Source organism: Microcoleus sp. N3A4 (genome assembly GCF_036701805.1).
Taxonomy (GTDB): Bacteria; Cyanobacteriota; Cyanobacteriia; order Cyanobacteriales; family Microcoleaceae; genus Microcoleus.
In genome coordinates this window covers 15,730-28,638 of record NZ_JAUBRJ010000090.1, presented here as the reverse complement: position 1 = coordinate 28,638, position 12,909 = coordinate 15,730, and the positions used below count along the sequence as shown (strand labels likewise).

Sequence of the window (12,909 nt, the reverse complement as noted above, 5' to 3'; positions counted from 1 at the left end):
CTCACTATTATCTCGGATGATTCACTTTTAACCCCTCAATCCGCCTATGTGCCAGTTGGGGGTGCGGAATGTGGGATCAAAAGTATCCTGCTCGATCGAATCTCCAACTTACACTCATCAACCCGGTTTCTACCCAAAATAAGCAGCAGGGCAACCAAGCATCTAGGAAGAAACCGGGTTTCTCGTCGAGAGAGTAAGTCCGGGACTGCTTGATGCAGCATTTGTCAGTCAATTTTATATTTTAGATTTTATATTTTAGATTTACTCCACAGATGAATCTGGCAGCTTGAACAAGGGTCTAAAATTTTGATCTCTCCGCGACTGTTGTCGGGGGGTGATATCCGTTTTTGGGCGGAGTTATTCGGCAGCCGGAGCATTCGTCATTCGGCACAAGACAATAAAAGCAAGATTTGCAACAATTAAAAACGTCCTTACCGTCAAGGCTGTTGCTATATTTCACAATAATTAATCATGGAAGCGGCTGTGAGTTTGACAATCAAGCATCCAGGATACCCGCCACGTGATTCATCCGTCCAGAAATAAAAAACCTGTATCCGATAAAGGAGCCCCCGAATTTATCCGTGGGGTCAAGGCTTCAATTCTAAAATCTAAAATCTAAAATCTAAAATCGATTGACGCGCCCCTCCAGTTGGTGCATAAATTTTGAGAGTCTGGCAGTTTGCAGGCCGCGAGTGGAAACCAGTACATTTCCACCGAAACTCCATGTCGGGAACGGCTGCTAATTTGTAGTGCATCAAACATTTAAGCTATTGTGCATTTAACTCGGTTTTTTTCAATTCCCCTGTGGAAAGAACCTCAAATTCTCTGGCTTGGGGCCGGAGGAGGAAGATTTTCCCGATCTCCCCCTAGAAACCTACTGATTCGCGGCGAAGCGTTAAGAGTCGCGAAGCAATCTCGCCCGATCGAAACTATTCTCCTCCTGGTGGCTGCGCGATGTTTCTGCCGCTGCGCCCATTGAGTCGGGTTTTAGCTTAAACCCGTTCAACGAACAGGTGAAATTTCCTTCAATTTTTACGGGATTACCTTCCCCAGACTGCGTTCAGTGCCAGTTATATGCCCAACACCTTAATAGAAGATTGCTCGTTGGTATTTGGGGTTTTGAGGGGATTTCCAGCCCGAAAAATAGGGTTTATACCATTTTAGATTTTAGATTTTAGATTTTAGATTGAAGAATTGGGAAGGACTTATTCCATAAGGGTTTGGAGCTTGCCTAGAGTTGGATTCTTTTTGTAAACTGGTGCGTGCAAGTAGCTGGCAGGGGCACCCTTGAACAAGTGCTGCCTCCCCTTGTTGAGGTAAAAGTTAACCCCGCGCCGGTAAATGCTTTCGGCAGATTTGCAGCGGCCGCGCTCTAGGTATTTCGATTCATGGCTGTCTTGTTTTTACCTTGACCGCAGACTCGATCGGGGATGGGTGAATGCAGGGAACAGACTTTACTGTAAAAAAGTAAAGCATTTAATTTGCGACAATAATTCCCCGCGCGATCGCTTGCAAGGCTTACCCAAGCATTTGGGCCACAAGCGGCAAATAGATCGCCCTTCGAGCATCCTTACTTGCACCCCCGGTCTTGAGACCGCAGAAATTTATCCAGAATCTTAATATTCAGAATTCTTAGTATTGACAGTGAAACAAAGTTAATCTAATGTGTTGTAATTGATATAAGTAAAGTCCAATAAGCGAGGTACGGTCAATGGCAGAAACAGCTACAGCACCCTTAACAGGAAAAGGTCTGCTTCAAAAAATCAAAGGCAGCGATTTGCCGCGCAGAGAACTTGCAAAGCTTTGCGGCTACTTCACGGTCAGCAAAAGTGGAGAAACGCGGATTAATCTGGCTGAGTTTTACGATGCAGTGTTAGCTGCTAAGGGCATTGAGCTTGAGAAGTCGAAAGCAGACGGACGCGGACGAGAAGCGAGTTATCGAGCTAGCGTTCACAAGAATGGCTCGATCGTGATCGGGGCGAATTATACCCAAGAAATGGGATTAAAGCCGGGAGACGAGTTTGAAATTAAACTCGGATACAAGCACATTCGGTTGATTCAGATCGATGTGGACAGACCGGATGTGGAATTGGATGATGAAGAGGAGGATACAGAAGAATAGAGGCGCTCGCGATGCAGTCAGCCGATAGCAAGGCGACTGGATTTGGCTTCGCTACACGAGTATTTGCGCGCCACCCTTCGATTTAACTGATGAGCTGTCTTGACTATTTCTATTTTCTCTTGTCCCGCAAAGACTACAGTGCCTCTGAACTTCGCAAAAAGGGGCAAGAGAAAGGTTTTGGCAATGAGGAAATATTGGAGGCGATCGCGCAAATTCAAGACCGCGGCTATCAGTCTGACACTCGCTTGGTGGCAAACTCGATCGCCTCTGCAGCAGGCAAATACGGGAAATCGGCCATCAAGCGCAAGTGCCTGCAAAAAGGAATTACCAGCGATTTGTTCGAGCAAGTCTGGGAAGAAGAAAGTGCCGAAAATCAGGACTCCGAAGCTGAAAAACTGGCCGGATTAAAAGCCAAAGTCATGCGGAAATACAAGATAGATACTTGGGGTAAAGCAGATCCAAAAACCAAGAGCAAAGTCTTGAATTACCTGCAATACAGAGGCTTTAATGCCTTTGAAATTTGGCGGCAGTGGCAGACGGAAGAAGAAGATGAGTAAGTTATAGGACAACCATCGATCGATGCGGCCCCCAGATAGGCAAGCACAACTGCACTGCTGCCTGGGGCTAAATTCTGATTTCTGAGTTTTTGTAACAGTTATGTCAATCCTAAGAGTTGACTAAATAAGATTCGCACATCTGCCGGTGTCTGGCTAAAAGCTGGAGATATTTCTCGTTGATTTTGGCCAGCATCCATTTCTCTTGAAAAATGGCGGCGGATTCTGCTTTCACCGGATCTGCTTGTAGCGGCAAAATATCTTTTCGAGCTGCGCTTTGCTCTGCAAGAGACTTCAGCTTTTGAGGGTTTTGCTGGTATTTTCGGCCGCTTTTGTGGTTGGCGTAGCGGCGCGATCTAGTGTAGCCCATCTGCAAGAACTTGCGGGCCATGTCGGCTCCAACAAAATCTTCGCGATCGAGATACTCTAAAAACAAGGAGTAAATTTTGCTGCTCGACTCCCTGGCAATTTCAGGAGTCTTAAATCTCCAAAAAGGCAGAATTTCTCCTTTATATGGTTCCACCAACAGCACTCCCTGTTCCCCTTTCCCCACCCGATAAAGTTCCGGGTGCTCTCGAAAGTCGATGTTCTTAAAATCCAAAGAGTAGTCGAACTGCTTCATTGGGCGTTTTCTGTTCTATCTGGCACTATAGAAGCCTGCGGTTTACCTTCGTCTGGTTGAGTATAAACCCAGGCCCAAGCAATCAAGACAGCTTGAAAAGGCAGCCTGAACCAATACAGTAATTGGTTGTGGGGAATCCCTTCTATCGGAATGTTGTTGACGGCTTGATTGATATTAGCTGGAAACACGGCAATAAACAAGGCAATTAATCCCCACGCTGCCGCCCTGCTGACAGGAGGAACTAATAGCCCAATTCCTCCCAATATCTCGAAAAAACCGCTGATATAAACCAAGGCTTCCGGGTAAGGAAGCTGGGGCGGCACGATTCTGATAAAGGGTACGGGTACTGCAAAGTGCAGCACGCCTACAATACTGATAGCTACTGCGAGGATAACTCGCCAAATTTCTTTTTGACTTTTCATGGCAATCGGTAATTAATAATTGTTAACTTGCTGCGAGAATGCTTGCAGAAATTCGCTATCTGCGATCGAGATGACAAGCAAACTGAGGCCCAAAATTTCCAGCTTTCCGGGTTTGTCTACTCTTGCTGGTGGCTGTAACGATTTTATTTCGTAGAAAAACCAGGTTTCTGGGTAAGTCCCAGACAAGTTTTGGCAGCCCCAAACTGGAGGAAGCGAGAACTGGAATCGAAGGCCTGCGCGTTGACTGCCGAAAACAGATAGGGCGCGTTTTGATAACAAGATTTTAATGTCTAGTTGCCCGCTGCTGCCTCTATCTTCGGGTAGTAAAACCTGATTTTTGTTCCGGCTCTGGCTCCGTCAGCAGCCAAATCATGGGGATTTTCTCGATCGACAAATGCGCTTGGACTTAACATTAAACTATCGAGGGAATTGATGAGTGCGATTGCTGCTAAATTTGACCTTGACTTGCAGGCGATTCCCTACCCTTCACCGAACCCCTGCAGGAAGATAGCTTCGCTCGCCCGTACCTTGATTAGACTAATTAATGCGAGTAATTTGTCAAAAAATTTTAGAATTATTTAATATTTTTACTTTAAGAATTATGTTTAGAGGCAATTCGGGAACTCTCTGCAATTAAAATTACCGTCTCAATTTTGGGTTTTGTCAACTTCCCAAAGATGTTAGAATGGATCAAATTATCGAATTTGCTAAAAAGTCGATCGCCGTAGCAACTCCCAAATCATCCTGCTGGAATTCAAGATTGTCACTAACGGCAGGAACTTTTTAGCCACAACATTATTCAAAAAGATTGAGCCTCCCAGCGCTGTGTCATTTTTATCTACACGCAAGCAATCACCGACGACCATGAACACCTCACTTAACAACTCTAAATTTCGCCTAAACCGGATGCTGCGGCAATCGCTGTTCGCAGGCATCATTTCCGCAGCAGCTTTGGCTAGCGGATGGGCGCCCGGTTTGTACGCGCAATCCCCAAGCCTCGTTTTCGGAGCCTCCGCCCAAGCTCAAGACATTAGCAACGAGGAAATTACTAGCTACGCTCGCTCTGTCTTGGCAATCGAACCCAAACGGCTGGGAGCCTCTCAAGAAATTAAAGGAATAGCAGGAGGCTCGGTGCCGCGTGTGGTGTGCAACGAAACTAGCCAAATCAACAGGCTGTCTGGAAATGTTCGCGGTATTGTGGTAAATTACTGCGATCAAGCTAAAAAAATTATCGAAACCAATGGTTTGACAGTTAGTCGCTTCAACCAGCTCACTTTGCTCCAGCAAGCGAATCCGGCAGTCAAACAGCGAATTCAAGCCGAACTGCTGCGGCTGCAACAAGCGGGCAATCAATAAGCTTGAGGGTTTGAGTCTTTCTTCCTCTCCCGTTCTATTAGACTTCTCCAGAAAAGCCTGTCAAGGGCAGGCAGGATGCCTACCCCACAAGAATTATTGGAGATTTCAATTGTTCGAGTTACTAGACGGTATGCAAAAATTTTAGAAAAAAGGGCGATCGTCTGCGATAAAGTGCTTGACAAAATAACAAAAATTTGGTAGATAAGCCAGAACGGGAGCGGTTCAGAGAGATGAATATTTTTCAACTTGCTGTAAATCGCAATGAGATATAGCGATCGCCAAGACGATTAGGACGTTTTTAATTGCTGAAACATGAGCTGAAGATTGCAACTTCGGTCTTTGGTCTTCGGTCTTCGGTCTTCCTTCGGCTATAAAAAAGATATTCCTCAAAAACTAGATGTGAAGTGAATTGCTCTGAGGAATAGAATATAAAAATGCTAACTTTCACAAAACATTTGCCTGCAAATCCCGATGCTGTTGTCAGCTTTACTTTACCGATGACAGCCGACGATCGCACTCGCAGCCGCCACCAGTTCGAGACGGAGACGGGGGAGAGGCTGCACCTGAATTTGCCCAGAGGTACGGTACTGCGCGATCGAGATTTATTGCAGTCGGAAGACGGTAGCTGTTTGGTACTGGTAAGTGCAAAACCCGAACCGGTGCTGACAGCGCGGGCCTCGACTCCACTGCGACTGATGCGGGCGGCTTATCATTTAGGAAACCGCCACGTAGCTTTAGAAGTTACCGATAATTATTTAAGGCTTTCTCCAGACTCTGTTTTGCAGGGAATGCTCGAAAAAATGGGTTTGGAAGTAACAGAGGAAATTGTGCCGTTTCAGCCGGAAATGGGCGCTTACGGGCACAGCCATTAGATTTTAGATTTTAGATTTTAGATTTTAGATTGACTCCCACCGATGAATCCGAGGGCTTATGACTAAATTGCTTTCGGCCATTCAAGAAGCAAGAAGTCAACAGTCAACAGTCAACAGTCAACAGTCAACAGTGAACAATCAACTTTTATGTTTGTTGCAGCTAGCTTTTGCACCTGTGGGAGCTTATAGTTATTCTGAGGGAATCGAAAGTCTGGTAGAAACTGGTGCGATCGACAGCGAGATTACTTTGAAAAATTGGTTAGAAGATTCGCTGAAATTCGGGGCTGTTCGAGTAGAAGCCGCTGTGGTGGTACGGGCTTTGAGGGCGGCCGAGATTGGGGATTTGAGGGCTTTGAGTTACTGGAATGCTTGGGCGACTGCTGCTAAGGAAACAGAAGAGTTGCGCTTGCAAAGTTGGCAAATGGGGCGGACTTTGCTCAGGTTGCTGCTGGATTTGCGTGAAGCGAAGCTATCCCGCAGGGAATCGCCCGTACCTTCTAAATTAACGATATCTGTAAAAGATTTGGTGGAATTTAGCGGCAATCCGTGCAATTTTGCGATCGGCTTTGGCATTGCGGCTGCTTGCTGGCAGATTGAAGAGGAAGCGGCCGTGTTAGGATATTTGTACAGTTGGGCTGCAAATTTGGCAAGTGCGGGCGTTAAACTGATTCCCCTCGGTCAAACAGCCGGTCAACAGTTGCTGTTAGATTTGCAGTCTCAAATTAGCTGTACGGCGCAAAAAGTTTTAAAATTAGAAGATGACGATCTTGCTAGTTGCAGTTGGGGATTAGGCCTAGCTAGCATGGCGCACGAAACTCAGTACACTCGATTGTTTCGCAGTTAAAAATCAGACAATCCAAAATCTAATTAGTAAGGTGCGTCAGAACCCCAAAGCCTCGATAATCGTTCCATAACTCCGTCTGACGCACCCTACAACTACAACTCGGTTATTTCGCAGTTAAAAATCAGACAATCTAAAATCTAAAATCTAAAATCTAAAATCGCTATGGGTGCTTTTCGTGTAGGAATTGCTGGGCCGGTTGGTTCGGGGAAAACGGCTTTACTTGATGCTTTGTGCAAGGCGCTGCGGCAGCAATACCAGATTGCTGTAGTTACTAATGATATCTATACTCAGGAAGATGCCCAGTTTTTGGTTCGGAGTCAAGCCTTGGAGAGCGATCGAATTTTGGGCGTAGAAACGGGAGGCTGTCCCCACACGGCTATCCGCGAAGATGCTTCGATCAACTTAGTAGCTATAGAAGAGTTAGAACAGAAATTCACTGATTTAGATTTAGTATTTGTCGAAAGCGGCGGCGATAATTTGGCCGCCACCTTTAGCCCCGAGTTAGTAGATTTGACAATTTACGTAATCGATGTCGCTGCGGGCGATAAAATTCCGCGCAAAGGCGGGCCGGGAATTACTAAATCTGATATGTTGGTAATTAATAAAACAGACCTCGCGCCTTTTGTAGGAGCAGATTTAGGCGTGATGGAACGGGACGCGAAAAAAATGCGGGGGGAAAAACCTTTTGTTTTTACTAACCTGAAGACAAAGGAAGGATTAGAATCGGTAGTTAACTTTGTTAAGTTGAATATGGCATAGATTGAGAAAATATATAGCAATCCTAAATGATTTGCTTGCATTATACGCGAGCTTTCTGGCTCGCACTGCAAGGCTCCGATGGTTGGTTATCGGGATGGGCTGTGTTTTATGTTATTTGGTTGGATAGGGATTTTACGCTTTACCCTCATTAAAAATAACTCGTTAAATTAGTGGCGGTGTCCAATTTTCGCTACCGCACCAGCAATTCCCTGACCAAATTAGCCAAACGTTCTGTACTGTCTGTCACCGCTAATTGAGCAGCAGCTTGAGACATTTTTTCCAAGTATTCGGAATCTCTTAACAAATACAACACTTTGCTTTGCAACACATCTGCTGTTAGTTCGCTTTGACGGAATACCACGGCGGCGCCGGCTTTAGCAAATACTTCCGCATTAAATCTTTGGTGGTCGTCAGCGGCGTGAGGAAAAGGAATTAAAATAGAAGGTACCGCCGTCACTGCTAATTCTGTTAGAGCACTCGCGCCCGATCGACTAATTGCTATATTTGCTCGCTGCAACAAACTCGCCACATTGTCGTAAAATGGCATCGACAAATATTGCTCGTGTTTCAAACTCTCAGCATCCGGGTCATTATTTCCGGTGAGGTGAACCACCCAAGCACCCGCATCAAACCAAGCCGGAGCACACTGGCGAACTAACTGATTGATGGCGACAGCACCTTGAGAGCCGCCCATGACTACAATTACAGGTACGCTGTCAGGAATTGGCAAATTTAGAGGTTGGCGGGCGAGGAATTGCGATCGCACCGGTGTACCAGCAACCACGGTTTTGGCGCGGGGTAAATGCTGGGCTGCTGCTTCAAATCCGATCGCCACAGCAGTGCACAAAGGACTAAACCAGCGCGTCACCTTCCCGGGAATGGCATTAGATTCGTGGAGAATCACCGGCAAACCCAAAGAACAGGCCGCCAGAATTGCAGGTGCTGCGATGTAACCGCCGGTAGTAAACACTCCCTGAAAATTTCCCGCTTTGAGCAACTTCCGCACCTGAAGTATCGAGCCGGCGAGTCCGCCCAAAATTCGCACTGTACCGAGTCCAAATCGCTGCTGAAGGCCTTCAACGGCGATCGTGTGGAGGGGGTAAAGGGATGAAACTAACTGGGTTTCCATGCGGTCTGGAACTCCCAGCCATTCGATCTGACAGTCGTTCAACTCGGCAGCGGTGGCGATCGCAGGAAATAAATGTCCTCCCGTGCCGCTAGCTGCAACCAACAACCGGAGGGGGGCTTTTGTCAAGGTATTTGTCTCTTTTACAAGTTCCACAGGTAGAGCGATTTTATATTTGAGGTTTTAGATTATTATGCTTATTATTCCGGCAGTTTCAGCCAATTATCAATCAGCAATCTAAAATTAGATTGTGCCGTGTCCCTCCTTCTGTTGTCAGTTTTCGTTGCAGGCGAACAGTTGCCCGCGCCACGACTCCTGACAAATAACCAAATTATCATCTAATGCGTAATTTTTTGAATTTAATGCCAAGTGTATCTCAGTATTTTTCCAGCCGTCGGGACGAAAAAGCCGATCCTCTTCGAGGGCTGCGCCAACGGGCGATCGTTTTTGGCTTTAACTGCGGGCAGTCGATCGCTCAAATCTTGTTATGTTTAACAGTGGTAAGTGCTGGCGTGCTGCATCCTAGTGCGGTAAGAGCGATCGGTGCGATCGCGGCGGCTCCCCAAACGATCGCCCAAACCCCGGCCAATGCGCCTGCCCCAATCACAAAACTGTTAACAGAAATAGACGCAGCGGCGAATCGGCGCGATCTCAAAGCAGTTATGGCATTTTACAGCCAGAATTTTACTCATTCTGACGGCTTAAACAGCAAAAGCATGGCAAAAGCCCTCACGCAACTTTGGGAGCGATATCCTAGTTTGAATTACCGCACCGAACTCAAATCTTGGAAAACCGAAGGTAGCGCAATTGTCGCTGAAACCATAACTACAATTACCGGCACTCAGAAAAAGGATGGCAGAGAATTAAATCTCAAAGCTACCATCCGTTCTCAGCAGCATTTTGAAGGTGAAAAAATAGTTAAGCAAGAGGTTTTAGCAGAACAAACTCAGCTTAGTTATGGCAAAAATCCTCCGATAATTCAAGTGAATTTGCCGGATCAAGTTAAGGTGGGTGAAGAGTACCATTTTGATGCCATTGTTCGAGAGCCGATCGGCGATGATATTTTAATAGGGACTGTTTTGGAGGAACCCATTACCGAAAAAACATTTTTTAATCCGTCAGAAGTCGAGCTGGAGTTGCTCAATTCCGGGGGAATTTTTAAAGTAGGTAAAGCTCCGGCTACGCCTGAAAATCGGTGGGTGTCAGCAGTTTTGATGCGACAAGGCGGAATTGCAACGGTTAGCGTGCGATTGCGGGTTGTCAAGTAATAAAAGTAGGTGTTATGGGTTATACCATTTTCGATTTTCGATTTTCGATTTTCGATTGGGAATGACCGAAAGTAATGAGGTCCGGGACCCCCGGATTCATCCGTGGAGGGAGAAAAAAAGCTCCGAATCATCTTGTGCTCGCCCCCGGATTCATCCGTGGGGTCGATTCTAAAATCTAAAATCTACAATCTAAAATCTAAAATCGATTGACTTATGAATTAAGCGTTAGGATCGCGGGCATACAGTTGGATTTTTCGGTAAAAATGGTATTATTTGGGTAATTTCAGTAGTGGCGGGTTTAATAAAATCTTTAAGACAAATGACAGAAGCCCGTAAACTCGCCACTACCAGAATTACGGTTAATTGACCGAACTTGATTTTATACCAACTCAAAACTAACTTCTTCCCTCGAACCTCGGACTCAAACATCCGTTAAATCCGAAGAAAGCGAATCCGTTGCCGAACTTCTTTCTTCTTAAAATTATCCCAGTTACCAAAAGTAATACAACTGTATGAAATATCCAAACTCCGATCTCATTAGTCATTCGCAATTCTAAAATCTAAAATCTAAAATCTAAAATCTAAAATGGTATGATTTCTATCCAAAATCAAATTGTTTTCATTACAGGTGCGAGTAGCGGTATCGGAGCAGCCTGTGCCAAAATATTCGCCAAAGGTGGAGCCAAACTAATTTTAGCAGCCCGCCGCCTTGAAAAGCTCGATCGACTGGCAAACGAACTTATAGAAACAAAATCGATCGCGTCGGCGAACGAGATTTATTTGCTAGAATTGGACGTGCGCGATCGCCAGCAAGTCGAATCGGCGATAGCTGCGCTTCCCGATGCCTGGAAAAACATCGATATTCTGATTAACAATGCGGGATTGAGCCGCGGTTTAGACAAACTGCACGAAGGCAACTTTCAAGATTGGGAAGAAATGATTGATACCAATGTTAAAGGCTTGCTTTACATGACTCGCGCGATCGTGCCGGGAATGGTAAGCCGAGGCCGCGGCCACGTAGTGAATATCGGCTCGATAGCAGGCCGCCAAGCTTATCCGAAAGGCAATGTTTATTGCGCTTCCAAAGCAGCAGTAAGAGCTATTTCTGAAGGGTTGAAACAAGACCTTTTGGGAACGCCGGTGCGGGTGACGGAAATAGAGCCGGGTTTGGTGGAAACAGAATTTAGCAATGTCCGGTTTCACGGCGATGCAGAAAAAGCAAAAAATGTCTATCAAGGATTGACACCTCTGACTGCTGACGATGTAGCCGATGTTGTGTATTTTTGCGCGACGCGATCGCCCCACGTCAATATTAGCGAAGTCTTGCTAGTTCCGACAGACCAAGCTAGTGCAACTCTGGTTCACCGAAAAGAGTTTTGAGCCCTGAGTATTGATACCAAATCCGACTTAAATAACCCCTTTATTTCTCAGTAAATCTATGCTAAGACTTCGTTTTTGTAGGAAAAGTTCCCACCGCCGAGTGCGATCGGGAATTTCTAACCAGGATTCGGTATGAATTGTGAATTTTAAAGTTCTGGATAGTTAAATCTTTGTCGGTTGCATCACTATTTTTGGAGCTATAAAAAAATAATTAAATAATTTGCATTTTTTGACTAATTTCACATAAAACAATTCCGGACATCAGCATTGTAGCTAGTAAATCTCACCAGAGAGATAAAGACTCTGGATAGATATCCCCCCATTTGAGATGACAGGCTATGTCCCAAGTAACAAATCCCACTCAACCCCTAAGCGTTGAACAGAACGCTCTTGGCGGTTTAATTATCCAAGGCTCGCCGGATTTACCAAACAGAATAAACGGTAGCATCGGTTCGGATCAAATCAATCTAGGCTCTGGCAATGACGAAATTGCCGGTTTAGGTGGCGATGATATCATCTACGGTTTAGGCGGCGATGATATCTTGAGAGGCAGTGATGGAAATGACCTTTTGTTCGGCGGCGAGGGCAACGATAACCTTCAAAGCGGCGGCGGCAATGATACTGTCTACGCCGGTAAAGCTAACGATGTAGTTGATGGCGGCAATGATAACGATCTTCTTTTTGGCAACCAAGGAGCAGATACCATCAGTGGCGGCGAGAACAATGATACTGTCTTCGGCGGCAAAGATGATGATTTAGTTGACGGCGGTGCTGGCGATGACTTCCTGTTTGGCGATCGCGGCAACGACATCGTGAACGGCGGCCTTGGTAACGATAACCTTTTCGGCGGTGAGGGCAATGATGCTTTGTTCGGCGGAGAAGGCAATGATACTGTGTTTGGAGGTAAAGGTGATGATTTAGTTGACGGCGGTGCTGGCGATGACTTCCTGTTTGGCGATCGCGGCAACGACATCGTGAACGGCGGCCTTGGTAACGATAACCTTTTCGGCGGTGAGGGCAATGATTTTGTCTTCGGCGGCGAAGGAAATGATACTATCTACGGCGGTAAAGGCGATGATGTGGTTGAGGGTGGCCCCGGCGATGATATCGCAAACGGCAACTTAGGGAATGACACCGTAAGAGGCGGTGAAGGAAACGATATTTTGTACGGCGGTAAAGCCAATGACATCGTAGAAGGCGGTGCGGGCAACGATATTATTTCTGGCAACATAGGAAATGACATCCTCAGCGGTGGTGCGGGGGCCGATACATTCGGCTTCGAGTTTGTCGGCGCCGATAATATGGATACGCTGACAGATTTTAATCCTACAGAAGATAAAATCCAGCTCGATCGAGCTGTGTTTAATGCTTTGATACCGGGCAATCTAACTGCGAACCAATTTATTACAGACCCCAATTTCAATCCCAACGCTCCTGGGGCTGCGGGCACGGCTAATCTCATCTACAATCCGATTGACGGTTCGCTCTACTACCGCAATCAAAATGGTCAAGTGTCGATCGTCGCCCAAGTCGGTTCTAACCTGAATATTGGGTCAAACAACTTTGAAATTATCTAAATTTCAA

General features: G+C 46.0%; 15 protein-coding genes. 10 read left to right on the top strand and 5 right to left on the bottom strand.

Annotation, left to right across the window (positions count from 1 at the left end):
* Positions 1–1,341 precede the first annotated feature (1,341 nt).
* The 3 genes from QUA56_RS32565 to QUA56_RS32555 all read left to right on the top strand — a co-directional run bounded on the left by QUA56_RS32565 (position 1,342) and on the right by QUA56_RS32555 (position 2,679).
* Positions 1,342–1,620, top strand: coding sequence for a hypothetical protein (locus QUA56_RS32565; protein ID WP_333366932.1), 279 nt, complete (start codon positions 1,342–1,344; stop codon positions 1,618–1,620).
* A gap of 91 nt (positions 1,621–1,711) precedes the next feature.
* The gene (locus tag QUA56_RS32560; RefSeq protein ID WP_015177612.1) at positions 1,712–2,122 is read left to right on the top strand and encodes an AbrB family transcriptional regulator; all 411 of its coding nucleotides are present in this window, start codon (positions 1,712–1,714) and stop codon (positions 2,120–2,122) included.
* An 89-nt stretch (positions 2,123–2,211) separates the two neighbouring features.
* On the top strand, positions 2,212–2,679 hold the full coding sequence (locus QUA56_RS32555; protein ID WP_333366930.1) for a RecX family transcriptional regulator: 468 nt from the start codon (positions 2,212–2,214) through the stop codon (positions 2,677–2,679).
* Positions 2,680–2,788: 109 nt separating this feature from the next.
* On the opposite strand, the gene QUA56_RS32550 is transcribed toward QUA56_RS32555, so the two are convergent.
* The 4 genes from QUA56_RS32550 to QUA56_RS32535 are packed head-to-tail and all read right to left on the bottom strand — an operon-like array spanning position 2,789 to position 4,133.
* Positions 2,789–3,298 (bottom strand): DUF4385 domain-containing protein, encoded by a 510-nt coding sequence (locus QUA56_RS32550; RefSeq protein WP_333366894.1) that lies wholly within the window; start codon positions 3,296–3,298, stop codon positions 2,789–2,791.
* Positions 3,295–3,720 carry a DoxX family protein gene (locus QUA56_RS32545; protein WP_333366892.1) on the bottom strand — a complete coding sequence of 142 codons (426 nt, stop codon included), beginning with the start codon at positions 3,718–3,720 and terminating at the stop codon, positions 3,295–3,297. Before QUA56_RS32545 ends, QUA56_RS32550 begins: the two co-directional genes overlap by 4 nt.
* 12 nt (positions 3,721–3,732) lie before the next feature.
* Entirely contained in the window at positions 3,733–3,999 is a 267-nt protein-coding gene (locus QUA56_RS32540; protein ID WP_333366889.1) for a hypothetical protein, read from the bottom strand.
* 11 nt (positions 4,000–4,010) lie between these two features.
* Entirely contained in the window at positions 4,011–4,133 is a 123-nt protein-coding gene (locus QUA56_RS32535; protein WP_333366887.1) for a hypothetical protein, read from the bottom strand.
* 451 nt (positions 4,134–4,584) lie between these two features.
* Between QUA56_RS32535 and QUA56_RS32530 the strand changes: the two genes are divergently transcribed.
* From QUA56_RS32530 to ureG, 4 genes are all read left to right on the top strand, one after another.
* Positions 4,585–5,076, top strand: a complete 492-nt coding sequence (locus QUA56_RS32530; RefSeq protein ID WP_333366885.1) for a DUF4168 domain-containing protein — start codon at positions 4,585–4,587, stop codon at positions 5,074–5,076.
* A gap of 434 nt (positions 5,077–5,510) precedes the next feature.
* A complete protein-coding gene (ureE, locus tag QUA56_RS32525) occupies positions 5,511–5,948 on the top strand; it encodes an urease accessory protein UreE (protein WP_333366883.1) in 438 nt (145 codons plus the stop codon).
* Between the two features lie 130 nt (positions 5,949–6,078).
* Positions 6,079–6,792 (top strand): urease accessory protein UreF, encoded by a 714-nt coding sequence (locus QUA56_RS32520; RefSeq protein ID WP_333366935.1) that lies wholly within the window; start codon positions 6,079–6,081, stop codon positions 6,790–6,792.
* Between the two features lie 162 nt (positions 6,793–6,954).
* Positions 6,955–7,551 carry an urease accessory protein UreG gene (ureG, locus tag QUA56_RS32515; RefSeq protein WP_333366881.1) on the top strand — a complete coding sequence of 199 codons (597 nt, stop codon included), beginning with the start codon at positions 6,955–6,957 and terminating at the stop codon, positions 7,549–7,551.
* Between the two features lie 190 nt (positions 7,552–7,741).
* Here ureG and murG read toward each other — a convergent pair whose 3' ends face one another.
* Positions 7,742–8,806, bottom strand: a complete 1,065-nt coding sequence (gene murG / locus QUA56_RS32510) for an undecaprenyldiphospho-muramoylpentapeptide beta-N-acetylglucosaminyltransferase (protein ID WP_333366879.1) — start codon at positions 8,804–8,806, stop codon at positions 7,742–7,744.
* A 212-nt stretch (positions 8,807–9,018) separates the two neighbouring features.
* Here murG and QUA56_RS32505 point away from each other — a divergent pair, with 212 nt between their 5' ends.
* The 3 genes from QUA56_RS32505 (at position 9,019) to QUA56_RS32495 (ending at position 12,902) form a co-directional block, all read left to right on the top strand.
* The gene (locus QUA56_RS32505; RefSeq protein WP_333366877.1) at positions 9,019–9,945 is read left to right on the top strand and encodes a nuclear transport factor 2 family protein; all 927 of its coding nucleotides are present in this window, start codon (positions 9,019–9,021) and stop codon (positions 9,943–9,945) included.
* A 591-nt stretch (positions 9,946–10,536) separates the two neighbouring features.
* A complete protein-coding gene (locus QUA56_RS32500) occupies positions 10,537–11,325 on the top strand; it encodes an SDR family oxidoreductase (RefSeq protein ID WP_333366875.1) in 789 nt (262 codons plus the stop codon).
* 338 nt (positions 11,326–11,663) lie between these two features.
* The gene (locus tag QUA56_RS32495; RefSeq protein ID WP_333366873.1) at positions 11,664–12,902 is read left to right on the top strand and encodes a calcium-binding protein; all 1,239 of its coding nucleotides are present in this window, start codon (positions 11,664–11,666) and stop codon (positions 12,900–12,902) included.
* Positions 12,903–12,909: the final 7 nt, after the last annotated feature.